20 protein-coding genes are annotated in these 21,307 nt (G+C 71.9%); 8 read left to right on the top strand and 12 right to left on the bottom strand.

Annotated elements, in window-relative coordinates:
• Positions 1 to 9: 9 nt before the first annotated feature.
• On the top strand, positions 10 to 1,317 hold the full coding sequence (locus ABD714_RS18590; RefSeq protein WP_344813943.1) for a M16 family metallopeptidase: 1,308 nt from the start codon (positions 10 to 12) through the stop codon (positions 1,315 to 1,317).
• Positions 1,314 to 2,657, top strand: coding sequence for a M16 family metallopeptidase (locus tag ABD714_RS18585; protein ID WP_344813942.1), 1,344 nt, complete (start codon positions 1,314 to 1,316; stop codon positions 2,655 to 2,657). Before ABD714_RS18590 ends, ABD714_RS18585 begins: the two co-directional genes overlap by 4 nt.
• 72 nt (positions 2,658 to 2,729) lie before the next feature.
• Here the strand turns inward: ABD714_RS18585 and ABD714_RS18580 are convergent, their stop codons facing one another.
• From ABD714_RS18580 to ABD714_RS18570, 3 genes are all read right to left on the bottom strand, one after another.
• Positions 2,730 to 5,609 carry a UPF0182 family membrane protein gene (locus ABD714_RS18580; RefSeq protein WP_344813941.1) on the bottom strand — a complete coding sequence of 960 codons (2,880 nt, stop codon included), beginning with the start codon at positions 5,607 to 5,609 and terminating at the stop codon, positions 2,730 to 2,732.
• Positions 5,610 to 5,761: 152 nt separating this feature from the next.
• The gene (locus ABD714_RS18575; protein WP_344813940.1) at positions 5,762 to 6,814 is read right to left on the bottom strand and encodes a YlbL family protein; all 1,053 of its coding nucleotides are present in this window, start codon (positions 6,812 to 6,814) and stop codon (positions 5,762 to 5,764) included.
• A 73-nt stretch (positions 6,815 to 6,887) separates the two neighbouring features.
• On the bottom strand, positions 6,888 to 7,313 hold the full coding sequence (locus ABD714_RS18570; RefSeq protein ID WP_344813939.1) for a molybdenum cofactor biosynthesis protein MoaE: 426 nt from the start codon (positions 7,311 to 7,313) through the stop codon (positions 6,888 to 6,890).
• Between the two features lie 470 nt (positions 7,314 to 7,783).
• Between ABD714_RS18570 and ABD714_RS18565 the strand changes: the two genes are divergently transcribed.
• The gene (locus tag ABD714_RS18565) at positions 7,784 to 9,394 is read left to right on the top strand and encodes a zinc-dependent metalloprotease (RefSeq protein WP_344813938.1); all 1,611 of its coding nucleotides are present in this window, start codon (positions 7,784 to 7,786) and stop codon (positions 9,392 to 9,394) included.
• A gap of 14 nt (positions 9,395 to 9,408) precedes the next feature.
• Positions 9,409 to 9,978: a GNAT family N-acetyltransferase gene (locus ABD714_RS18560; protein WP_344813937.1), complete on the top strand. Its 570-nt coding sequence runs from the start codon at positions 9,409 to 9,411 to the stop codon at positions 9,976 to 9,978.
• Here the strand turns inward: ABD714_RS18560 and ABD714_RS18555 are convergent.
• The 3 genes from ABD714_RS18555 to ABD714_RS18545 all read right to left on the bottom strand — a co-directional run bounded on the left by ABD714_RS18555 (position 9,961) and on the right by ABD714_RS18545 (position 12,884).
• Positions 9,961 to 11,064 carry a DUF2332 domain-containing protein gene (locus tag ABD714_RS18555; protein ID WP_344813936.1) on the bottom strand — a complete coding sequence of 368 codons (1,104 nt, stop codon included), beginning with the start codon at positions 11,062 to 11,064 and terminating at the stop codon, positions 9,961 to 9,963. The two genes, ABD714_RS18560 and ABD714_RS18555, sit on opposite strands and share 18 nt — an antisense overlap.
• Positions 11,065 to 11,152: 88 nt before the next feature.
• Positions 11,153 to 12,205: an S-adenosylmethionine:tRNA ribosyltransferase-isomerase gene (locus ABD714_RS18550; protein WP_344813935.1), complete on the bottom strand. Its 1,053-nt coding sequence runs from the start codon at positions 12,203 to 12,205 to the stop codon at positions 11,153 to 11,155.
• A gap of 1 nt (position 12,206) precedes the next feature.
• Positions 12,207 to 12,884: an SDR family NAD(P)-dependent oxidoreductase gene (locus tag ABD714_RS18545; protein WP_344813934.1), complete on the bottom strand. Its 678-nt coding sequence runs from the start codon at positions 12,882 to 12,884 to the stop codon at positions 12,207 to 12,209.
• A 121-nt stretch (positions 12,885 to 13,005) separates the two neighbouring features.
• Here ABD714_RS18545 and soxR point away from each other — a divergent pair, with 121 nt between their 5' ends.
• Positions 13,006 to 13,476, top strand: a complete 471-nt coding sequence (gene soxR, locus ABD714_RS18540; protein ID WP_344813933.1) for a redox-sensitive transcriptional activator SoxR — start codon at positions 13,006 to 13,008, stop codon at positions 13,474 to 13,476.
• Between the two features lie 29 nt (positions 13,477 to 13,505).
• On the opposite strand, the gene ABD714_RS18535 is transcribed toward soxR, so the two are convergent.
• Positions 13,506 to 14,120, bottom strand: coding sequence for a M48 metallopeptidase family protein (locus ABD714_RS18535; RefSeq protein ID WP_344813932.1), 615 nt, complete (start codon positions 14,118 to 14,120; stop codon positions 13,506 to 13,508).
• A gap of 414 nt (positions 14,121 to 14,534) precedes the next feature.
• Between ABD714_RS18535 and ABD714_RS18530 the strand changes: the two genes are divergently transcribed.
• The 3 genes from ABD714_RS18530 to ABD714_RS18520 all read left to right on the top strand — a co-directional run bounded on the left by ABD714_RS18530 (position 14,535) and on the right by ABD714_RS18520 (position 17,239).
• Positions 14,535 to 14,693, top strand: coding sequence for a DUF5679 domain-containing protein (locus ABD714_RS18530; RefSeq protein ID WP_344813931.1), 159 nt, complete (start codon positions 14,535 to 14,537; stop codon positions 14,691 to 14,693).
• Positions 14,694 to 14,930: 237 nt separating this feature from the next.
• Positions 14,931 to 15,845: a hypothetical protein gene (locus ABD714_RS18525; RefSeq protein ID WP_344813930.1), complete on the top strand. Its 915-nt coding sequence runs from the start codon at positions 14,931 to 14,933 to the stop codon at positions 15,843 to 15,845.
• An 80-nt stretch (positions 15,846 to 15,925) separates the two neighbouring features.
• Complete coding sequence (locus ABD714_RS18520) at positions 15,926 to 17,239, top strand: ABC1 kinase family protein (protein ID WP_344813929.1); 1,314 nt, start codon at positions 15,926 to 15,928, stop codon at positions 17,237 to 17,239.
• Between the two features lie 204 nt (positions 17,240 to 17,443).
• On the opposite strand, the gene ABD714_RS18515 is transcribed toward ABD714_RS18520, so the two are convergent.
• The 5 genes from ABD714_RS18515 to ABD714_RS18495 all read right to left on the bottom strand — a co-directional run bounded on the left by ABD714_RS18515 (position 17,444) and on the right by ABD714_RS18495 (position 21,139).
• Entirely contained in the window at positions 17,444 to 17,767 is a 324-nt protein-coding gene (locus ABD714_RS18515; protein WP_425562418.1) for a WhiB family transcriptional regulator, read from the bottom strand.
• Positions 17,768 to 17,863: 96 nt separating this feature from the next.
• The gene (locus tag ABD714_RS18510) at positions 17,864 to 18,148 is read right to left on the bottom strand and encodes a hypothetical protein (RefSeq protein WP_344813928.1); all 285 of its coding nucleotides are present in this window, start codon (positions 18,146 to 18,148) and stop codon (positions 17,864 to 17,866) included.
• Positions 18,149 to 18,380: 232 nt separating this feature from the next.
• Positions 18,381 to 18,887: a flavin reductase family protein gene (locus ABD714_RS18505; RefSeq protein WP_344813927.1), complete on the bottom strand. Its 507-nt coding sequence runs from the start codon at positions 18,885 to 18,887 to the stop codon at positions 18,381 to 18,383.
• Entirely contained in the window at positions 18,868 to 19,527 is a 660-nt protein-coding gene (locus ABD714_RS18500; protein WP_344813926.1) for a Rid family hydrolase, read from the bottom strand. Before ABD714_RS18500 ends, ABD714_RS18505 begins: the two co-directional genes overlap by 20 nt.
• 40 nt (positions 19,528 to 19,567) lie before the next feature.
• Complete coding sequence (locus ABD714_RS18495) at positions 19,568 to 21,139, bottom strand: flavin monoamine oxidase family protein (protein ID WP_344813925.1); 1,572 nt, start codon at positions 21,137 to 21,139, stop codon at positions 19,568 to 19,570.
• Between the last annotated feature and the right edge of the window lie 168 nt (positions 21,140 to 21,307).

The raw sequence follows: 21,307 nt of genomic DNA, 5'->3' as shown, positions 1-21,307 counted from the left end.
GTGGACAGCATGTCCGCCCCCTTGCCGACCACGGCACCCCCGGCCACCGGCCCCGGGTACCCGATCCACCAGCACCGCCTCGCCAACGGGTTGCGGGTGATCGCCAGCCCCGACCACGCGGCGCCGTCGGTGGCGGTGAACCTGTGGTACGACGTCGGCTCCCGTCACGAGCAACCGGGTCGCACCGGCTTCGCGCACCTGTTCGAGCACGTGATGTTCCAGGGCTCGGCCCACGTCGAGTCCGGGCAGCACATCGGTCTGCTGCAGGCCGCCGGCGCCTCGGTCAACGCGACCACCTGGTTCGACCGGACCAACTACTTCGAGACGTTGCCCAGCGGCGGTCTGGATCTGGCCCTGTGGCTGGAGGCGGACCGGCTGGGCAGCCTGCTCGACGCCCTCACCAAGGAGAACCTGGACAACCAGCGCGAGGTGGTGAAGGAGGAGAAGCGGCAGCGCTACGACAACGTCCCGTACGGCGACGCGATGCGCCGGTTGATCGAGCTCACCTTCCCCGCCGACCACCCGTACGGACACACCGTGATCGGGTCGATGGAGGACCTGGACGCCGCCACCGTGGAGGACGTGGCCGCGTTCTTCTCCGCCTACTACCTGCCCAACAACGCCGTCCTGTCGATCGTGGGCGACTGCGACCCCGACACCGCCTTCGCCCGGGCCGAGACCTACTTCGGGGCACTGCCGTCCGGCCCGACCCCCACGGCACCGGCGGCCGACCCCCTCCCCCCGCTCAGCGGGCTGCCCCGGCAGGAGACGTCCGCCGACGTCCCCGCCGACGCGGCGTACCTGACCTGGCGGCTGCCGGCCGTCGGGACGGCCGAGTTCGACGCCATCGACCTCGGCATGACGGTGCTCGGTCACGGCCAGACCTCCCGGCTGCACCGCCGCCTGGTCCGGCGGGACGAGATCGCCGAGTCCTCCTCGGCCAGCACCATGGGACTGATCGGCGGCACCTCGATGGGCTACGCGTACGCGCGGGCCCGGGACGGCGTCGCTCTGGAGCAGGTCCACGACGTGGTGCTGGACGAGGTCGAGCGCATCGTGGCCGACGGCGTCACCGAGCTCGAGCTGCGCCGGGCCAAGGCCCAGTTCGAGCGGCACTGGTGGCACGAGCTCGCCCGGATCGACTCCCGGGCCGACGCGCTCGGCGAGTTCGCCACCCTCTACGGCGATCCCGGGCTGGTGAACTCCCGCCTCGACCAGATCGACGCGGTGGACAGCGACGCCGTGGCCGCCGCCCTGCAGGCCGGGCTGGCGCCGGCGCACCGTTCGACCCTGATCTACCGCAAGGAGAACGCGTGACCACCCTCACCCGCCCCGAGATCGCTCCGCCGCCGCCGTGGAGCTTCCCCCCGGTCGAACAGAGCCGGCTGGGCAACGGGATCGAGCTGCACCGCTACCACCGGCCCGGCCAGCAGATCGTCGCCGCCCACCTGGTGCTCGAGGTGCCGCTGAACGCGGAGCCCCGGGACCGGGAGGGGGTGGCCACCATCACCACCCGCTGCCTGGACGAGGGCACCCGGCGGCACGCCGGCGAGGAGTTCGCCGAGCTGCTCGAGACCGAGGGCGCCGGGTTCGGCATCGAGATCGGGTTGTCCGGTCTGCAGGCGGTCCTGGACGTGCCGGTCCGCCGGCTCGATCGGGCCTTCGAGCTGTTCGCCGAGGCGGTGACCGAGCCCGCCCTCGCTGCCGACGACGTCGACCGTCACGTCCAGCTGCGGCTGGCCGAGATCGAGCAGGGCCGGGCCAACTCCGCGACCCGGGCCACCACGGAGTTCCGTCGCGCCGTGTTCACCGCCGACAGTCGCGCGGCGCGGATGAACGGCGGTGAGCCCGAGACGGTGGCCGCAGTCACCGCCGCCGACGCCGCGGCCTACCACGTCGACCGCTACGGGCCGGACGGCGCGACGCTGATCGTGGCCGGCGACCTGACCGGGATCGACGTGGAGGCGCTGGCCGAACGGACCTTCGGTGGCTGGCGTGTCGAGGGGCAGCGCCGCGCAGCGCAGCAGCGGGCCGAGCCCGGCGGCCGGACCGCTCTGCTGGTCGACCGTCCGGGTGCGGTGCAGGCCGATCTCCGGCTCGGGGCGTACGCGGTGGACCGCACCGACCCGCGGTGGGCCGACCTCACCGTCGCCGGCTACGCGATGGGCGGGGCCTTCCTGTCCCGGCTCAACAAGGTGCTGCGGGAGGAGCGCGGTTACACCTACGGCGTGCGGCTCGGCTTCTCCCCCTTGCGCGCCGGCGGCTGGTACGCCGTCCAGGGCTCGTTCCGTACGGAGGTGCTCGTCGACGCGGTCCGGGAGGCCCGCGAGCTGCTGGACGTGTCCGCGCGGCCGTTCGCGGCCGACGAGGTGACCGACGCGGTCGCGTACTACACCGGCACCTCGCCGTTGCGGTTCGCCACCGCCGACGGGGTGGCCGACCAGGCCGCGGCCCAGGTGCTGGCCGGGCTGGAACCCGGTTACCTGGACGCCAGCCTGGCCGCCCTGCGTGACGTCACCCCGGAGTCGGCCACGGCCGCGTACACGAGCGTCGTCGACGTCGCCGGGGCGAGTCTGGTGGTGGTGGGTGCTGCCGACCAGCTGGCCGAGCCGCTCCGCGCCCTGGGCTACGACGACCTGGTGGTCGTCGAAGGCTGACCTCGACCTCCCCGGAAACGGCAGACGCGGTGGTCGCCGGAGCGACCACCGCGTCTCACCCGCTTCGAGAAGCTATCGACCCATCGCCTTGGCGGCCCGCTCGGTGGCGGCCTCCGCCTTCTCGATCTCGGTCTGGTACGTGCCCAGGTCACCGGCGGTGAGGGCCTTCTGGGCCGCCTCGAACGCCGTCTTGGCCTCGTCCAGGGCCCGAGCCGCAGCCGGGTTGTCCGGCGACGACGAGGTCGACGGGGAGGGGGATCCCGACGGGTTGGGTGACGGGGCCGCAGTCGGGTCCGTCTCGCCGGTGGTGGCGCCGGAGTTCCCGGCGAACACCTGGTCCAGCGCCTCCTGCAGCGTGTCCCCGATGCCGACCTGCTGCCCGAACCGGGCCAGCACGAACCGCAGGGCCGGGTAGGAGCCGCTGCTTCCCTGGCGCTGGGTGTAAACGGGCTGCACGTAGAGCAGACCGCCGCCGACCGGCAGGGTCAGCAGGTTGCCGTACGTGGCCTGGGCCGTGCCCTGCTGGAAGGGACGCAGTCGCTCGGCCACGGTCTCGTTGGTCACCATCGCGTTCGCCGTCTGACCCGGACCGTCGATCTGGGTCGTGTCCGACATCCGCAGCACCCGCAGCTTGCCGTAGTTGGGACTGGCCGCATCGGCGTCGACGGCCATGTAGGCCGCCAGGTTGGACCGACCGCGGGGGACGTAGACGCTGGTCAGCGAGAAGATCGGGTCCGCGTCGCCCGGCCACTTCACCGACAGGTAGTACGGCGTCTCCTTGGCGGTGCTGTTGGCCCCGCCGACCGGGTCGTTCGGCACCTCCCACAGACCCGACTGCAGGTACCAGTTGTACGGGTCGGTCATGTGGTAACGGGCCAGGATGCTGCGCTGGACCTTGAACAGGTCCTGCGGGTAGCGGAGGTGCTCCCGCAGGTCGGCCGAGATCTCGCTCTTCGGCAGCACCGTGTCGGGGAACGCCTTCTTCCACGTCTGCAGGACGGGGTCGGTCTCGTCCCACTCGTAGAGCTTCACGCTGCCGTCGTACGCGTCGACGATGGCCTTGACCGAGTTGCGGATGTAGTTGATGTTCGTGTCCGGCTGGGCCACCACGTTGGTGCCCTGGGCCGTGGTCTGGGAGTCCGACGTGACGGCGTTCAGACCGACCCGCTGGGCGTACGGGTAGGAGTTGGACGTGGTGTAGCCGTCTACGATCCACACGATCCGACCGTCAACCACGGCCGGGTACGGGTCGCCGTCCACCTTCAGCCAGGGGGCGGCCTTCTGCACCCGCTCCCGGGGCGTCCGGTCGTAGATGATCTTGGAGTCGCTGTTCACGCGGTCCGACAGCAGGATGTTCACGTCGGCGAACTTGGCCGCGTAGAGCAGCCGGTGCCACAGGCTGCCGACCGAGACGCCACCCTTGCCCTCGTAGGTGTAGGTGGTCGGGTTGCCGCTGTCACCGCCGCCGGGGGTGTCCAGCTCGATCGGCGGGCTGCCCTCGGGCGCCCCGACGATCGAGTAGTCGGTCTGCATCTCGCCGAAGTAGATGCGCGGCTCGTGCTCGTCGATCTTGCCCTGCGGCGGGATGTCGCGGACGATCCACTCGGGCTCGCCGCCGGACTGGCGCTTGTTGCCGTACGCCGCCACCAGGCCGTAGCCGTGGGTGTAGACGGTGCGCAGGTTGTTCCAGTTCTGGCCTTCGATGCCGGTGACGTCCATCTCCCGGACCGCGACCACGGCGTCGGTCTCGGCGCCGTCGATGGTGTAGCGGTCGACGTCCAGGGTCGGGGCGAACTTGTAGTAGCCGCGGACCTGCTGCAGCTGCTCGTACGCGGGGCTGACCACGGCCGGGTCCATCAGCCGGATGCCGGGCAGCGCCTCGGCGTCGGAGCGCAGCTGACCGGCGCTGGCCTGGGTCTTGGCCGAGTAGTCGGTGATCTCCACCGTGTCCACGTCGTACGCCGCCCGGGTCGCCGCGATGTTGTTGGCGATGTAGGCGCGCTCCTTGTCCGGCTCGTCGGGTCGGACGCTGAAGTACTGCACCGCACCGGGGTAGACGATGCCCAGCACGATCGAGGACAGGATCAGCAGGGTGAGACCGATGGTCGGGATGACCCAGCGTCGCAGGATCGCGTTGGCGAAGAACAGCAGCGCGGTGATGCCGGCGATCACCGAGAGGATCAGCTTCGCGTTCACGGTGGCGTTGTCGGCGGTGTAGTTGATGCCGGTGAAGGCGTCCCCACCGAGGGTGGTGTTGGCGATCTCCAACCCGTACTGGTCGAACCAGTAGCTGATGCCCTTGACCAGGACGGCCAGACCGACCAGCACCGACAGGTGCGCCTGCGCGGTGCCGCTGCCGCCACGTCCCGGTCCGCTGAAACGCAGCCCACCGGTGATGTAGTGCACGACGGCCGCGACCAGCGTGGCGAAGATCAAGGCGGTGAACACGAACGAGGCGACGAAGCGCCACCACGGGTAGTCGAAGATGAAGAAGCCGATGTCGAGACCGAACTTCGGGTCGGTGACGCCGAACGGGGTGCCGTTGCGCCAGGCCAGGAAGGTGTCCACCTGACCGGCCGCGGCTCCGCCGGCGAAGAGCCCCACTAGGACCGCCACGGCGAGCACGACCCAGACCAGACGGGCGTCGAGGAGCTCGCGGTAGCGCTCGAGCAGCGGGCTGGTGGGCGGACCCAGTCGGGTCTGGCTGCGCAGCCGGTAGGCGAGGACGGCGTTGCCGCCGACCAGAACGGCCATCAGCAGCCCGAAGGCGGCGAACAACCCGATCCTGGTGACCAGCATCGTGGTGAACACCGTGCCGAAGTCCATCGACTGGTACCACAGCCGATCGGTCCAGAAGCTGGTGAAGATGGCGAAGGCGACCACCAGGACGGCGGCGATGATCAACGTGGGCAGGATCGCACTGCGCCGTCCGCTGATCCGTGTCGTACTCACTCGGGTCTCTCTCCTGTTGACGGTGACGCGCTGTCTTGCGAGCAGGCGCGTCGTCGCGGGCGGTTGGCCCAGCCTATGCGGACGGGGAAAGTCCTACTCGTGGGTAACTCGCGGGTGGGCTCCCAGGTTCCTGCGACCGGCGCCGGGCAGGATCAGCTCCCGCACGTGGTGACCCGCTGCTCGCCGCCCGGGACCTCGAGCACGCGCAGCTGGCTGATCGCCTCGTTCAGGGTCGACACCTTGACCACTGTGACGTCGGTGCGCACCCCGGTCAGGTCCGCGCAGTTGCCGCTCGGCACGAGGAACACCGACGCCCCGGCCCGCTCGGCCGACGCCAGCTTCTGCCGGACCCCGCCGATGGCGCCGACGTCCCCGCTCGGGGTGATGGTGCCGGTGCCGGCGACGTCACGGCCCGCCAGCATCTCCCCGGCCGTGATCTTGTCGTAGATCCCGAGCGCGAAGACGAGGCCCGCGCTCGGCCCGCCGATCTGCTGGCCGAGGTCGAAGGTGATCCGCGGGGTGTACGCGTACCCCTGGCCCACGGTGATGCCGACCACGGCCACCCCCGGGTCGGAGCCGGACTGGGCGGCGGCGATCCGGACCGTCGTCTCCCGCCGGTCCCGGAGGACGACGAAGTCGAGCTGCTCACCTGGTCGGTGGCTGCGGATCTGCGCGCTGACGGCGTCGGCGTCGGCGGTGTCGGCCCCGTCCACCGAGGCGATCAGGTCGCCCGGCAGCAGCTTCCCGTACGCCGGACCGCCGACCGTCACCGAGGCGACAGCGGGCCGCTGCTCGACCGGCTGACCCGCCGCCCGCAGGGCCGCGACCACCGCGTCGTCCTGGGAGGTCTCCATCATCTGCGTCTCGGCCTGCTTCACCTCGTCGGCGCTGCGCCCGGGCGGGAACACCGCGTCCCGGGGCAGCGTGTCGCGGCCGGGCAACCAGTAGGCGGCCAGCGCCTCCGGCAGGGTCAGCCGGGAGTCGGCGCTGGTGCCCGACACCACCGTCAGGTCGAGCTGACCGGTGGTCGGGAAGGTCGGTACGCCGTCGACCGCGATCAGCGGCCGCCCGTCGATCTCCCCCAGCACGTCGGCGGTGCCGCCGGGACTCCAGGCCACGAACGGCACCGGCAGGACGGCCAGCGGTACGGCCAGCGCCACGAACAGCAGCGCGGAGATCAGGGCGGTCCAGGTCTGGCGCGTCACCTCGGAACCCTCGTCGCGGCTCTCAGCGACAGACGGCCGTCACGACGGGGGCGCTCGCTCAGGGGCAGGGAGGTCACGGAAGGCCCACCCAGGTCACGTCACCCGACGTCAGGTGCTGCTCCTTCCAGATCGGCACCGACTGCTTCAGGTCGTCGATCAGGGCGTGGCAGGCCGCCAGGGCCGGACCGCGGTGCACGGCGCCCGTCGCCACCACGACGGCCAGGTCCCCGACCTCCAGGTGACCGACCCGATGGGCCACGGCCACGGCGCGGACGGCGTGCGCCTCGGCGACGCGCTCGGCGCTGGCGCGAAGGGCGTCGGCCGCGGTGGGGTGCTGGGTGTAGTCCAGCGAGGAGACCCCGTCCCCGCCGTCGGTCTCGCGGACGACACCGACGAAGATCGCGATCCCGCCGGTCCCCCGGTCGCTGACCAGGCCCAGCAGCCGGTCCACACTCAGCGGCTGCTCGCTGATCTCGACCAGCCGGACGCGCGATGACATGGTCGGAACCTTAGCCCGCGCCCCTGTCTCGACACCTGGGGTGACGCGGTCCGGCTTTCAGCCCCGGCGTTGAACATTCCGTCAGTCGACGGCATCCACAGCCCCCAGGCCAGCCCCGCGGTCGAACACTCCGTCAGTCGACGGCAACCACCGCCCCCAGGCCAGCCCTGCGGTCGAACATTCCGTCAATCGACGGCAACCACCGCCTGGAGCCAGCCCTGCGGTCGAACACTCCGTCAATCGACGGCAAGCACAACCCCCGCCAGCCCCGCGTTCGAACACTCCGTCAGTCGACGGAATGTTCACGGTCGGACCTACCCGCGGTCCCGGGCGTCAGGGTTCAGCGACGCCCGCTTCGCGCAGACCGACGCGGTCGGAGAAATCCGCTCTCGGCTGACAAGCCCGGTCGACACCGACGACCCGCGTACGGTGGGATGTACACCACCGCTGCACCCTGCGACAGGAGCACCATGGCCGACGAACGGTCCCCCGGCGAGCCGGATCCCGGCGACGACCAGAACCCCGGCTCGGGTGCCGACGGCTATCAGCTAGGCGGCGGTCAGGGCGGTTCCCGAGGCTCGGGCGGGTCAGGCTCAGGCGGCCAGGGACCCGGTGGCTTCGGTGCCGGAGCCCCGGGCGGTGGGGGTGGGCAGCCCGGCAACCCGTTCGAGGCGTTCATGAACCAGTTCGGTGGCGGTGACATGAACCAGCTGATGTCCCAGCTGCAGAACGCCTTCTCGATGCTGGGTGGTGGCGGCTCGCTCTTCGGGCAACCGACCACCGCGACCGGCTCGGGCGTCAACTGGGAGGTCACCAAGGACACGGCGCGCAAGACCGTCGCCTCCCTCGGAGCCGATCCCAGCCCCGGCTTCGGCCAGCAGCACGAGATCTCCGAGGCCGCCTCCATCGCCGAGGTGTGGCTCGATGCCGCCACCGGCTTCCCCCGGGTCAGCACCGTGGTGTCGGCCTGGAGCCGCGCCGAGTGGATCGAGAACACGATGCCGGTCTGGAAGCGGCTGGTCGAGCCGGTCGCGAGCCACATCGCCGACGCGATGGAGGGTGCGCTGAAGTTCGGTGACGGCGAGCAGACCGAGTCCATTCCCGGACTGGCCGGCATGGAGCAGATGCTCCGACCGATGCTGCGCACCTCCGGCGCGAGCATGTTCGGTCTGCAGCTCGGTCAGGGCCTGGGCCAGCTGGCCACCGAGGTGGTCGGGGTGACCGACATCGGCCTGCCGCTCAACGAACCCGGGCACGTGGCCCTGCTCCCCACCAACATCGCCAAGTTCGGCGAAGGCCTGGACCAGAGCTCGACCGACGTCACGCTGTACCTCGCGCTGCGCGAGTGCGCCCGCCAACGGCTGTTCGCGGCGGCCGGCTGGCTGCGGGAGCAGATGCTCACCCTGGTCGAGGAGTACGCCCGCGGCATCACCATCGACACCTCTGCCCTGGAGGAGGCCGTCGGCCGCGTCGATCCGGAGAACCTGGCCGAGCTCTCCTCCCAGCTCGAGGGCGGGCTGTTCGAGCCGCAGAAGACCCCTGAGCAGCTGGCCACCCTGGAGCGACTGGAGACGATGCTGGCCCTGGTCGAGGGCTGGGTCGACGACGTGGTCAGCCAGGCCACCGCCCCGTGGATGCCGGCCGCCTCGGCGCTGGCCGAGACCGTGCGCCGCTCCCGGGCGACCGGCGGACCGGCGGAGGCCACGTTCGCCACCCTGGTCGGTTTGGAGCTGCGACCCCGCCGGATGCGGGATGCCGCCAACCTCTGGGCGGCGGTCCGCGACGCCCGTGGTGCCGAGGGCCGGGACGCCGTCTGGAGCCATCCCGATCTGCTGCCCACCTCGGCCGACCTCGACGACCCGCTCGGCTTCGTGGCCCGGGAGGGCGCGGCGGCGAGCAGCGACGACGACTTCGACGCGGCCCTGGCCGCCCTGCTCGACTCGGCGGAGACCGACGCGGCCACGAACGACCCGACGAGTGCGACCGACCCGTCCGGCACCCCGGTGGACGGCTCCGACGGCGGGAGCACCCCGGATGAGCCCGGGGACGACGACGGCCGCGAGGGCGGGGCGAACCGCTAGCCCGGCTCCCGGCGATGCTGCTGCGCCCAACGTACCCGGTCCTCACCGGTCGGCTTGCCCTGCGGCCGTTCGTGGTCGGTGACGTCGAGGCCATGCTGGCCTACCGCGGCCGGGTGGACGTCTGCCGATACCTGCCGTTCGAGCCTCAGGACCGGACAACCCTCCTGGACCGGCTCGCGGGCCCGATCCTGTCGCGGACGGACCTGACCGGTGAGGACCAGGCGCTGACCCTGGGGTGCTGGCGACGCGACACCGGCGAGCTGGCCGGCGACGTCATCTTGTTCCTACGCAGTCAGGACGCGCGCCGCGGGGAGATCGGCTGGGTGTTCGATCCCGAGCACGGTGGTCAGGGGCTGGCCACCGAGGCCGCCCGCGCCGTCCTCGAGCTCGCCTTCGGCACCCTGGGACTGCATCGCGTGGAGGCGCGTCTCGACGCCCGCAACGAACGCTCGGCGGCGTTGTGCGTACGGGTCGGGATGCGGCCCGAGGCCCACTTCCGCGAGGTCGAGCGGTCCGCCGACGGCTGGGTGGATCTGCTGGTCTACGGTCTGCTGGCCGCGGAGTGGTCAGCCGGCGGGCCCTGAGCCGGCCATCCGGACCGGGATGCCGTGGTCGTGGGCGGTGCCGAGCAGGCGATTCCGCGGCGGCGCGCCCGTGCCGGTCCAGAGCGTGGTCCGCACCTCGGGCTCCTCCTGTCGACCACCCTCGGGTGGGTACTCCATCCCGACCACGGCCACCCGGTGCTCCTGCCCGTACGCGCTCAGGGTGGCCGCGACGGCGTCGATCTCCGACGCCGGCCAGTAGAGCTGCGTGATGGAGTGCCAGACCACGGTCAGGGTGTCCGGGTCCGGGCCGGTGGTGAGCTGCGCGCCCAGCCAGGTGGCGGCGGAGGCGCGGTCGACCTGAGGCGGGTGCCGGGCGGCCAGCGCCAGCGCGCCGGCGAGCCGCTCGTGCCGGTGGACGTCGAACGGCCACACGAACGAGGTGAGCCGGAGCCGACCCTCGGCGCTGGTGGCGTCGACCGGCTCGAGATCACACCCCCGGGCCGCGACGATCTCGACCGCGGGCCCCGGCGTCACCGGTGCCCGCCCCGCACCGAGAGCCGTCAGCGGGCCCAGCACCGCGTCCCGCAGCTGCACCGGCGACTCCGGCGGGCCCCAGGTCCATCCCTCGCCACTCACCCGGAACCGCTCGATCAGCTGGTTGAGCCCGGCGCTGGCGCCCAGCTCCAGCAGGCGCACACGGCGCGTGCCGGTGGCGGCGGTGAGGTCGAACAACCCGACCAGCAGGGCGACCGAACGGCCCACCTCGTTGGTCTGCGGGGCGATGGCCAGCGCCCGGCGCAGCTCGCCGACGTGGTCGGCGACCACCGGCCGCGCCACCGCCCAGGCCGTCTCCGGGGATGCGGTCCCACCCAGGCAGGCGTAGTAGGGCAGCAGGGTCGGCGCCCGGCCGGTCAGCACCAACCGGAAGATCCCGGCCAGCAGCCGCAGCTGGATGACCGCGCCGGTCGGCGCCCGCTCGTAGCCCCGGACGACCTCGCCCACCGGGCCACCCGCCTCGAGGTCGTCGGCCATCCCGCGCAGCAGGTAGCCGTAGAGGTGGGTCCGCTCACCGGCGTGCGCCCGGAAGCGCTGCGCCAGCGTCTGCCCTCGATCGAAACCGACCATGCCGCCCCCGTCTGCTGCCCACGTCTTTCTATCGTGCGGTGCGGCGGCGCCGGTCGCTCGGGCCGACCCGGTTCCGGCGGTGCGTCGGTCAGGGCAGCAGGAGAGCGCTGTCGCCGAACTCGTGCCAGAGGTAGCTCTCGGCCACCGCCGCGTCGTACGCCGCCTGGGTCAGGGCCGCCCCCGCGACGGCTTCGACCAGCAGCAGGTGCGACGTCTGCGGGTCGTGCCAGCCGGTGACGAGCCCGCTGACGACCCTGGGTGGGTCGGCCGGGCTGACCACCCGTTCCGTCCAACCGGTTCGGGCCTCCAGCCGGTCGCCGGCCACGGCCGACTCCAGAGCCCGGGTGACGGTGGTGCCGACGGCGACGACCCGCCCTCCCCCGGCGCGGACGGCGTTGACCAGCCTCGCCGTGGCCTCCGACACGGAGAACCACTCCGGCTGCGGCGCCTCGCCGGCCTCCTGCGACGACAGACCGGTGTGCAGGGTGATCGGCGCGACGGCGATGCCGCGGGAGACCAGCGCGGTGACCAGGGTCCGGGTGAACGGACGACCGGCCGAGGGCATCTCGGCGCTGCCGGGCACCGTGGAGAACACGGACTGGTACGCCACCAGCGGGTAGCGGCGGTCCAGGTAGCCGTAGGCGATCGGTCGGCCGGTCCTGGCCAGCACCGACGGCAGGTCGCCGGCGACCCCGACCCGCCAGAGCCGGTTGCCCCGGCCGCTCGGCGAGGAGCCGGGTCGCGGGTAGGGCTCCCGCAGGGTCAGCGTGGCGCCGCCCGCGGTGAAGGCGTCCCCGGCCGCCGCGTCGAGCACCGACCGGGCCGCGTCCGGTGCGGTCCGCACCTCCACCACCCAGGTCCCGTCGCTCAGCGGGGTGGACAGATGCAGGACCGCGGCGCCGCAGGGCCCGACGGCGTCCAGCTCGCCGGCCACCGTGGCGGAGTTGTTGACCACGACCACGTCCCCGGGTCGCAGGTGATCGGCCAGCGCGCGGAAGCGGGCGTGCACGATGCCGTCCGGACTCGCCACGAGCAGCCGGACGTCGTCCCGCTCCGACCCGCGGGCTTCGGCCGGGGCGGGCGCGAACGCGTCCGGCGGCGGCCGGAAGACGGTGCTGGGCGACTCGGTGAGCACAGACATCTCAGACCCCCGCCGGCAGCAGGTCGACCGCCCGGTAGCGGCCGGCGGGAGGGCGGCGCCGGACGATCTCCAGGAAACCCGGCACGACGGTGGCGGGCAACGGCCGGTCCGAGATGTCCTCGCCGGGGTAAGCCGCCTGGTGCAGCGCCGTGCGCAGGTCGCCCGGGTCGACGGCGTACGCGAGCAGGCCCACCTCGGCCGCCCAGGTCCCGGTCAGGTGGTCCAGCGCAGCCTTGGCGGACCCGTACGCACCCCAGGTGGGGTAGTGCTCGACGGCGGCGTCCGACGACACCGAGATCAGCACCCCCTCGGCGGTGATCAACCACTGGAGCAGGCCACGGGTCAGCTCGTGCGGCGCCCCGGCGTTCACGTCCCAGGTCGCCCGGAGGTCGTCCACGCTCAGGTCCTGCAACGGCCGCAGCGGCAGCGGTCCCAGCGAGCTCGCGTTGTGGACCAGCAGGTCCAGCCGACCGAGTCGTCGGACCTCGTCCACGAGGGTCGCCCGGTGGTCCGGGTCGGCGACATCACCGGCGACGGCCACCACGCCGCGCCGCTCGACGGCGGCCAGCCGCTCGGCGTCGCGGCCGTCGGTGACCACCGTCCAGCCCTGCTCGGTCAGCGCGTTCAGCAGTGCCAGTCCCAGTCCGGCCGATCCACCGGTGATCAGTGCCACAGACATGTGCTCTCGATTCCTCGTCCGTCCGGGATCTCTTGTCTGCCCGGCTCCCTCCTGCCATTGTTGAAGCTCAAGTTAAGTTGAGGTCAAGCCCGCCGCCGGGGCCTGACGGGCTGGAGGTGCGGTGGACGGTCACGACGTGCTGACCATCAGCGAGGTGGTCGAGCGCAGCGGGTTCGCGGCGTCGGCGCTGCGCTACTACGAGAGCCAGGGTCTGATCGAGGCCCGGCGCAGCGGCGGTGGCCAGCGACGCTACGAGCGCAGCGTGCTGCGCCGTCTCGCCTTCATCCGGGCTGCCGGAAACGTCGGCCTCAGTCTCGAGGAGATCCGCGGCGAGCTGGCCCGTCTGCCCCAGGGCCGCACCCCGACCCGGGCCGACTGGCAGAACATCACCCGTCACTGGCGGTCACGGCTGGACGAGCAGATCGCTGCCCTCGAGCGGTTGCGGGACGGGTTGGACTCCTGCATCGGCTGCGGCTGCCTGTCGCTGCGCCGGTGCGCCATCTCCAACCCCCGCGACGTCGCGGCCGGCTCCGCCGACGCCCCGGGAGCGGCCTACCTGCCGGCCGCCCTACGGCGCCGGCACCGGTTCTGAGCCGGCCGGTCGAGGACGAACCGTCGGGCTCAGTCGACGTCGCCGCCGGCCGACCCGCCCGAGGCGTCCCGCTCACCCCAGAGCTCTCGTTCGCCGGCCCCGTCCGGTCCCCCGGCGGCTTGGTAGCCCTCCAGGTACCCCCGGGCCCGGTCGGCCTCGGGGTAGCGCCCCACCAGCGCCCAGAAGCGGGGCGAGTGCGACGGTTCCACGAGGTGGACGAGCTCGTGCAGCAGGACGTAGTCGACGACCCACCCCGGTAGCCGCCTCAACCGGTCGGAGAGCCGGATCGTGCGGGTGCTCGGCGTGCAGGATCCCCACCGGTGCCGCTGGTTGCTCACCCAGCTGACCGCCGCCGGAGTCGGTGCCTCACCCAGGACGGGGGCGAGATGCAGCTCCCCCAGGGCCGCGGCGCGCTCCGCGAGCTCGGCGTCGCCGCGAGGCCCGGCGGTCCGGGCCTCCCGGGCGAGCACCTTGCGCACCATCTGGTCGACCCAGTCACGCTCCTCGCGGGCCGACATCCGACCGGGCAGCAGGACCACGATGGTGTCCCGCTCCCGATAGGCGGTGACGGTCCGCTTCCGCCGGCTGCTGCGCCGCACCTCGACCTTCGGGACGTCGGCGGCGGCCGGCTCGTGCTCGTCCATCCCACTCCCCCGTCTCGACGGCCATCCTCGTCCACTCGAGGTTTCCACATGGTGACGCGCCGGCCAACACGGCGTGCCCAGCGGTGGTCCACACCGAGTCGCGGCTTGCTCACACCCCGTCCACAGAGTTGTCCACAGCCGGTGGATGACGTCGGGCGGTTCCGGCAGATCCTGCGATTGACGTCGACCCGAGCAGGCGGTTACGGTCGGTTCCACGAAACCTCCAGATGGTCGGACCGCTCGCAGGGGAAGGCAAGCGGCACCGATGTTCCTGGAGGTTTCGTCCTTCCCGGACGGCGTGCTCCGGTCCGTACGCCGTGACCTGTCGTAAAGTAACCGGCGACCAAGGGCTGAGCAGATGACCACTCGGGTCGTCACGACCACCGAAGCCCGGCCGACGAGCAAGGAGACATCATGGCGGAGACCTACAGCGGCGAGTTCTACTGCGTGAAGTGCAAGGAGAAGCGCGAGGCGAGCGGCGACGTCCACGTCAACGACAAGGGCACCCGGATGGCCAAGGCCAAGTGTCCCGTCTGTGGCACCAACCTGAACCGCATCCTCGGCAAGGCCTGAGCCAGACCCGATCGGCAGCGCGCCCTTCCCTGCACGCACTCCGCCGGGCGCACGAACCGACCTGAACGCGCCGGGAACCACTGGAGTCCTTCCAGTGGTTCCCGGCGCGTCCGTCGTCAGCACCGGTCCTCCACCGGCGTCCACGCACCCACCGGATCGCACCGAGACGGGGTGGCGTTCCGAACTGGTGCCGTGGACGGCGTCCCACCGCCGGGTCATCGGCGGCACACTGACCGCGTGCTGTCCCTCGATGTGCTCACCCCCGGGCCCGACGACCGCGTCCGGCTCCGGTCGAACCTGATCCTGCTGCGTCGCGACGAGCACGAGCTCCAGCTGGGCTTCGACGCCTCCGACGCCGTGGTCGTGGCCGACCCCGACCGTGCGCTGCAACGGCTGCTGGAGCTGATGGACGGGCGGTGTCGGCGCCGCGACCTCGGCACCGCGGCCGCCCGTCTCGGGGTCTCGACGGACCGGTTCGACGCCGTGGTCGATGCCCTGGCCGCCGCCGGTCTCCTCCAACCCCCGACGCCGCAGCCCGCGGACCTCGGCGTCCGTCTCATCGGGCTCGGGCCGGTCGGGACCAGGATCGGTGAGCAGCTGCTCGGGGCCGGCGTCGGCCGACTCCTCCTCGTCGATCCCGACGGCGCCACTCCGGCCTTCGGCTGCTTCCCCGGTGACGAGCGGGTGCAGTGGGCGGGCCACTGGTCGGAGCCCGCCGACGGCCTGGACCTCACCCTCGTGGTCGGGTCCTGTCTCGAGGTCGACCGGGCGATCACCACCGGTCTGGCCCACGCGGGACACCCGCACCTGCTGGTCCGGCCCCGGGCCGGCGGGGCCGTGGTCGGACCGCTGGTGCTGCCCGGTCGGACCAGCTGCCTCGGCTGCAGCGACCTGGCGCGGACCCGGGTCGATCCGGCCTGGCCGCGGCTGCTGGCGCAGCTGTGCCGGATCCGGGCCAACTGGGACCCGCTCGCCGCCGACTGGGCGGCGGCGGTGGCCACGACCCAGGCCCTGGCTCACCTCGCGGGGCGTACGGTGGAGACGGCGTCGGCCACGGTGGAGCTCGGCCCGGACGCGTGGTCCTGGCAGCGGCGCGTCTGGTCGGCGGACCCGGCGTGCGGGTGCTGTTGGACGTCGCGCGCAGAATGGTGACTGTTCGCCCCGGGACCCCGCACCACACCCCCTCCGGCGGACGCCGAGGACCAGCAGAACTCAGGAGCGTGCCTGACCAGATGAGCGACACCGACGACCCGCTCGCGCGATCCAGCCTGCGCCGCGGGGCCCGGCTCGCCTCGCTGCCCCTCGGCTTCGCCGGGCGCGCGACCCTGGGCCTGGGCAAGCGCCTGGGCGGCTCCTCCGCGGAGCGGGTGAACGCCGAGCTCCAGGAGCGAGCGGCGCAGCAGCTGTTCAAGGTGCTGGGCGAGCTCAAGGGCGGTGCGATGAAGTTCGGCCAGACCCTGAGTCTGTTCGAGAGCGTCCTGCCCGAGGACATGGCCAAGCCCTACCGCGAGCACCTCACCCGGCTGCAGGACTCTGCTCCCCCGATGCCCACGTCCCGGGTGCACTCCGTGCTGGTCCGAGAGCTCGGATCGGACTGGAAGCGCGACCTGGTCGAGCTCGACCCCCGTCCGGCGGCGGCCGCCTCCATCGGGCAGGTCCACCGTGGGGTGTGGCGTGACGGGCGGGCCGTGGCGGTCAAGGTGCAGTATCCCGGTGCCGACGCGGCGCTGCGGTCCGACCTGCGTCAGATCGGACGGATGTCCAAGGTGATCGCCCCGCTCGCCGGGGGGATGGACGTCAAGCCGCTGATCGACGAGATGACCGAACGGATCAGCGAAGAGCTCGACTACACCCTCGAAGCCAGTCACCAGCAGCAGGCCGCCGAGGGGTTCGCCGGCCACCCGGAGTTCGTGGTCCCGCCGGTGCTCGCCGCCACCTCTCGGGTGATGGTGAGCGAGTGGATCGAGGGCCGCCCCCTGTCGACGGTCCGGGACGACCCGGTCGACCAGCGGAACGCGATCGGCCTGCGCTACGTCCGGTTCCTCTTCGCCGGCCCTCAGCTGGTCGGTCTGCTGCACGCCGACCCGCATCCGGGCAACTTCAAGGTGCTGCCCGACGGGCGGCTGGGAGTGATCGACTTCGGTCTGGTCGCGCGGATGCCGGACGGGCTGCCGTCGGCGATGGGCCGGATCCTCCGCGTCGCCGAGCGAGGGGACGCCGAGCAGGTGCACGCCCAGCTCAAGATCGAGGGTTTCGTCGGGGACGACGTCGACGCCCACGACCTGATGGAGTACCTGGCTCCGTTCGTCGAGCCGGCAGCGGTCGAGGAGTTCCAGTTCTCCCGCGACTGGATGCGGGAGCAGTTCATCCGGGTGCGCGACATCCAGGGATCGGGCGGGGTGGGGATGCGGCTCAACCTGCCGCCGAGCTACCTGCTGATCCACCGGGTGTGGTTGGGCGGGCTGGCGGTGCTCTCCCAGCTCGGTGTCCGGGCCGCGTTCGGTCACGTGCTGGAGGAGTTCCTGCCCGACTACGCCGGCGACTGACCCCCGGCTCGCGGTCCGGGGAGGCTCCTGGGAACTCCGGTCACACCGCGGTCGTCACCGGAACCGACGGCACGGTGCCTCGGTCACCACAGCGCCCGACCGAGCCACAGCCGTACGGCGTGGAAGACCCGCCCCGGCAAGCCTGGACCGCCAGGCTCGCCGGGACCGGCTCCCTCACTCATCTCGCCCGCTCCGCCGGGACGGTCACGCTGCCACCGGCTCCGGCAGCGGGTGCTTCCGCGGACGGCCGCGAGGACGCTTGCGCGCCACGACGACACCCTGGATGAAGAGCTCTCCACCCCACACCCCCCACGGCTCCCGCCGCTCCTGGGCTCCCGCCAGGCACTCCAGGCGCAGCGGGCAGTCGCGACACAGGGCCTTGGCCGACTCGACGTCGGTCGGCGACTCGGCGAACCACAGGTCCGGATCGCTTCGGCGGCAGGGCAGTGTCCGCAGGTCCAGCTCCGAGGGACCCGTCCCCGGGAGCGTGGTCATCGCACCCATCAGGTCTCGTGCTGTCTCGTTCATGTTCAGCCAACTTGTCTGCTCGTTGCTGGCCAGGAAACACGAAGGCCGTGAATCCCGGTTGTCTGGGAGTCACGGCCTGATGGTTGCTGCCGGTGGTCAGTTCACCGGCGGGTGATCAGGTGGTGGTCCCAAACGGGTCGGAAAGGAGGTGGGGTCGAAGCCGAGAACGGCGCCGTCGATGTCGGTCCCGTGACCGCCCCACATGTTCTTGTCGCGACCCTGAACCTCGTAGAGGCCCACTCCGGCCATGGAGTAGGTGCGGACGTCGGGCAGCAGCTGGGTCCGGGCAGCCTGCGCGGCAGGACGCGCGTCGGCGGCGGTGACGCGCATGATCGACACGTCGACCGCACCCACGGTGCACTCGAGAATCTCCATGATCATCACCACCTTCTCGGAATCGGATCTGCTGCGCGCACGCTGAGGAGCAGCGGCACGAGGAACAGGCTAGGGCAACCCCCGGAGCGCGCGCAACGGAATAAGAGGCACGTCTTCGGATCGTTGGTGCGTTGTCCGGGTGCGGTTCGGTCCGGCAGGGTCCCGGGGAGCCGGACGCCCCCGGGCCGGACCGCACGACGGCGGCCCGGCCCGGGGTCCCGGCGACCGGCCGTCATGGTCAACGGGTCGCCAGGGAGTGGTAGTCGCCACGGTGGAACAGCAGCGGGCGAGCCTCGACGGACTCGGTGGCGTCGAGCCAGTCGACCCGGCCGAGCAGCAGCGCGTGGTCGCCGGCCGGGTGGTCGGCGGCCACGCTGCAGTCGAGGGTCAGCAGGGCACCCGGCAGCCGGGGCAACCCGGCCGGCGTGCGGTCGGTGATCAGCCCGCGCCACCGGTCTGTGCCCGGGTGGCCGAATCGACGTGACAGGTGCTCCTGGTCGATCGCGAGCACGTGGACGGCGAATCGGCCGGCCAGTCGTATGGCCGCCACCGTCCCCGATCCGGCACTCAGCGCGACGCTGACCAGCGGCGGGTCCAGGGACGCGCTGTGGAAGGCCTGGCAGGTCGCCCCGAACCTGTCACCCCCTGCCTCGGTCGTGATCACCGTGAGACCCGAGGCGTAGAGCCCGAGCGACCGACGGAAGCGCAGGCGGCTGTCGGCGCTCTCAGCGCGGGTAGACGGCATCGACCTCGACCTCGACGAGCCAGCCGGCCACCGGGAGGGACGCGACCTCCAGGGCGAACCGGCTGGGACGGGCGGCGTTCTTCACCAGGGGCTTGGCGGGCTGCCCGGTGCCCATCGGAACCAGCAGGACCTTGCCGGTCTGCAGGTCCGTGTTGGCGAAGAACTGCCGGTACGCCCGGTTCCAGCCCGCGTAGTCGGCCTGGCCGGCGCCCGGGGCGTTGTCGAGGAACACGCGCATCGTGGTGACGTCGGAGAGCGAGAGGCCACGCTCCCCCAGGTTGGCCTGGATCTGGCGGAGGACGTTCATCCCCTGGGCCTCGGTGATGGTCACCCCGCCGGTCAAGGTGCCGCCCGGGAACTGGTCGGCGTCGACGTAGGACTCCGGCGTGCCCCGGGTGGCGGACGGGTTGAGGGAGGCTGGTCCCAGGCCGCTGGACTTGTAGATCTTGGCCTGGGGCAGCAGCGTCACCCCGCTGGCGATCATCGGGTTCGCGGCGGCGGCGTCGACGTGTCGGACGTAGTCGCTCTTCTTCTTGGCCGTGGCCACCGGCCCGGCGAGCAGGGCGATGATGATCATCACGAGGACGAGCACGAGCAGGTTCTGAGGGCGGCGCAACACCGCTGCGGTGGACGTGATCATGGAAAGCTCCTTCGGTGGTGGGGACGGATGTGGCGTGGCGTCAGCGGTGGGCACGCTGGTTGATCTGGCTGACCACCGAGCGCGCGGACACGAACGCCCCGTGCTGCCAGGCGATGGCGTTGGACAGGTGATCGCCGGCGAAGTAGATCCGGCCGACGGGCTGCAGCAGCGTCTTGTACGCCTGCGACTCCCGGGCGCCGCCCGGCCAGCTCATCCACGCGCCCTCGGAGTGCCGGGTCAGCTTCCAGGCACCGGAGAAGGACGAGGCGATGCCCTTGGTGTACTGCTTGCCGTGGATGGTCGCACCCTCGGTCACCGCCTTGGCCAGCCGCCCGCCGTGCCGCAGTGCCTCGAACCGGTCGTGCCGGGCGCCGGTGGCGTAGTAAGCCACCACCACCCCACGCTTGCTGCCGTGGTTGTCCGGTGGGTACATGATCTGGGAGATGTCCTGGTCGGTGTTGGACGCGCCCCCGTAGATGCGCTCCTTGGTCTCCCACCACCGCGACTTGTACTCGATACCGAGCTTGCCGGACGAGACGGGCACCGGCGTCTGCAGGGCCGCCACCACGCTGGTGGGCAGGTTGTGGCCGAGCCGACCCACCAGGTTCGGCGGGATGGTGCAGATCAGGTAGTCGGCCTTGAGATTGACCCGGCGGTCCCCCACCGCGTACTGCACGGTGACACCGTCGGTGGTGTTCGTCATCGAGGTGACCGTGGCGCCGAACTGGACCACGTCGCCCCCCAGGGCCCGGCTGAAGGCGTAGTAGAGCTGGTCCATGCCGCCCGCGATGGTCAGCATCTGCATCGCCTGGTCGTAGCCGAAGTCGAAGGCGAAGTTGCGGCCGATGCCGCTGCGGATGGTGTCCGACATCGACGGCGGCGCGCCCACGGTGCCGAAGTCGACTCCGGCTCCCGGTTCCTCGATGTAGCCGCGGCGACTGCTGCCGACGTAGCGCCCGTCGCTGGACAGGTCCCCGTAGGAGCGCAGGAACTCCGCCAGCCGCGCCTTGTCCTCGGAGCTCAGCACATCGTCGAGGGCTCCCCGCTGGGTCGCCTTGGTCAACAGCTCGGAGACGTAGCCCAACAGGTCGGCCTTCGCCTGCCGGTACGGGATCGCGGTGTTGTTGAGCGGCGTGCTGCCGGCGTAGCGCACGAGGGCGTCAGCGTTCTGGTTGCTGAACGGGATGACCTCGACCCCCAGCTCCCGCGCGTAGTCGAGGGTCAGGTGGCTCTGAGGGATCCGCGTGGCCCCGACGTTGATGTAGCCGCCGTTGGCGAACCGGCACTCCTGGGTCTCACCGCGCAGGTCGGTCTCGACGGTGCCGCGACGGGCGGACCAGACACGGCCGCCGGGTCGCTTGCGCGCCTCCAGGACCGTCACCTTGTAGCCCGCCTTGGCCAGCTCGTACGCCGAGCACAGACCGGCCGGACCGGCCCCGAGGACGACGACCCGGCGGTGCCCGGCCGGCGGTCGATCCGTCGGGCTGAGCGGCTTGAAGGAGTCGGCTGCGGCCGACGGCGCCAGATCGAGGCTGGACAGAGCGCCGTACGCGAGACCGGCACCTCCGGCCGCGCCGATGCGTTGGATGAAGTGACGACGGGTCAAGGGCATGGGGGCTTCCTCACCTCAGGGGGAACGGGATGCGGGGAGTCTGCTCATCCGGGACGTCGAGGCGGCAACGCCGGCGTTCCGGCTGAGGTCGAGCCGGTGGGAGCGGGCCCCGTCCGCGTTCTCACCCGACGTCGACGAACCGGAAGACGTTCGTCACACGGACGAAAC

The organism is Microlunatus aurantiacus (assembly GCF_039536605.1).
Lineage (GTDB): Bacteria > Actinomycetota > Actinomycetes > Propionibacteriales > Propionibacteriaceae > Microlunatus > Microlunatus aurantiacus.
Note: the sequence above shows the minus strand (reverse complement) of the source record. Positions and strands in the feature narration are given on the sequence as shown.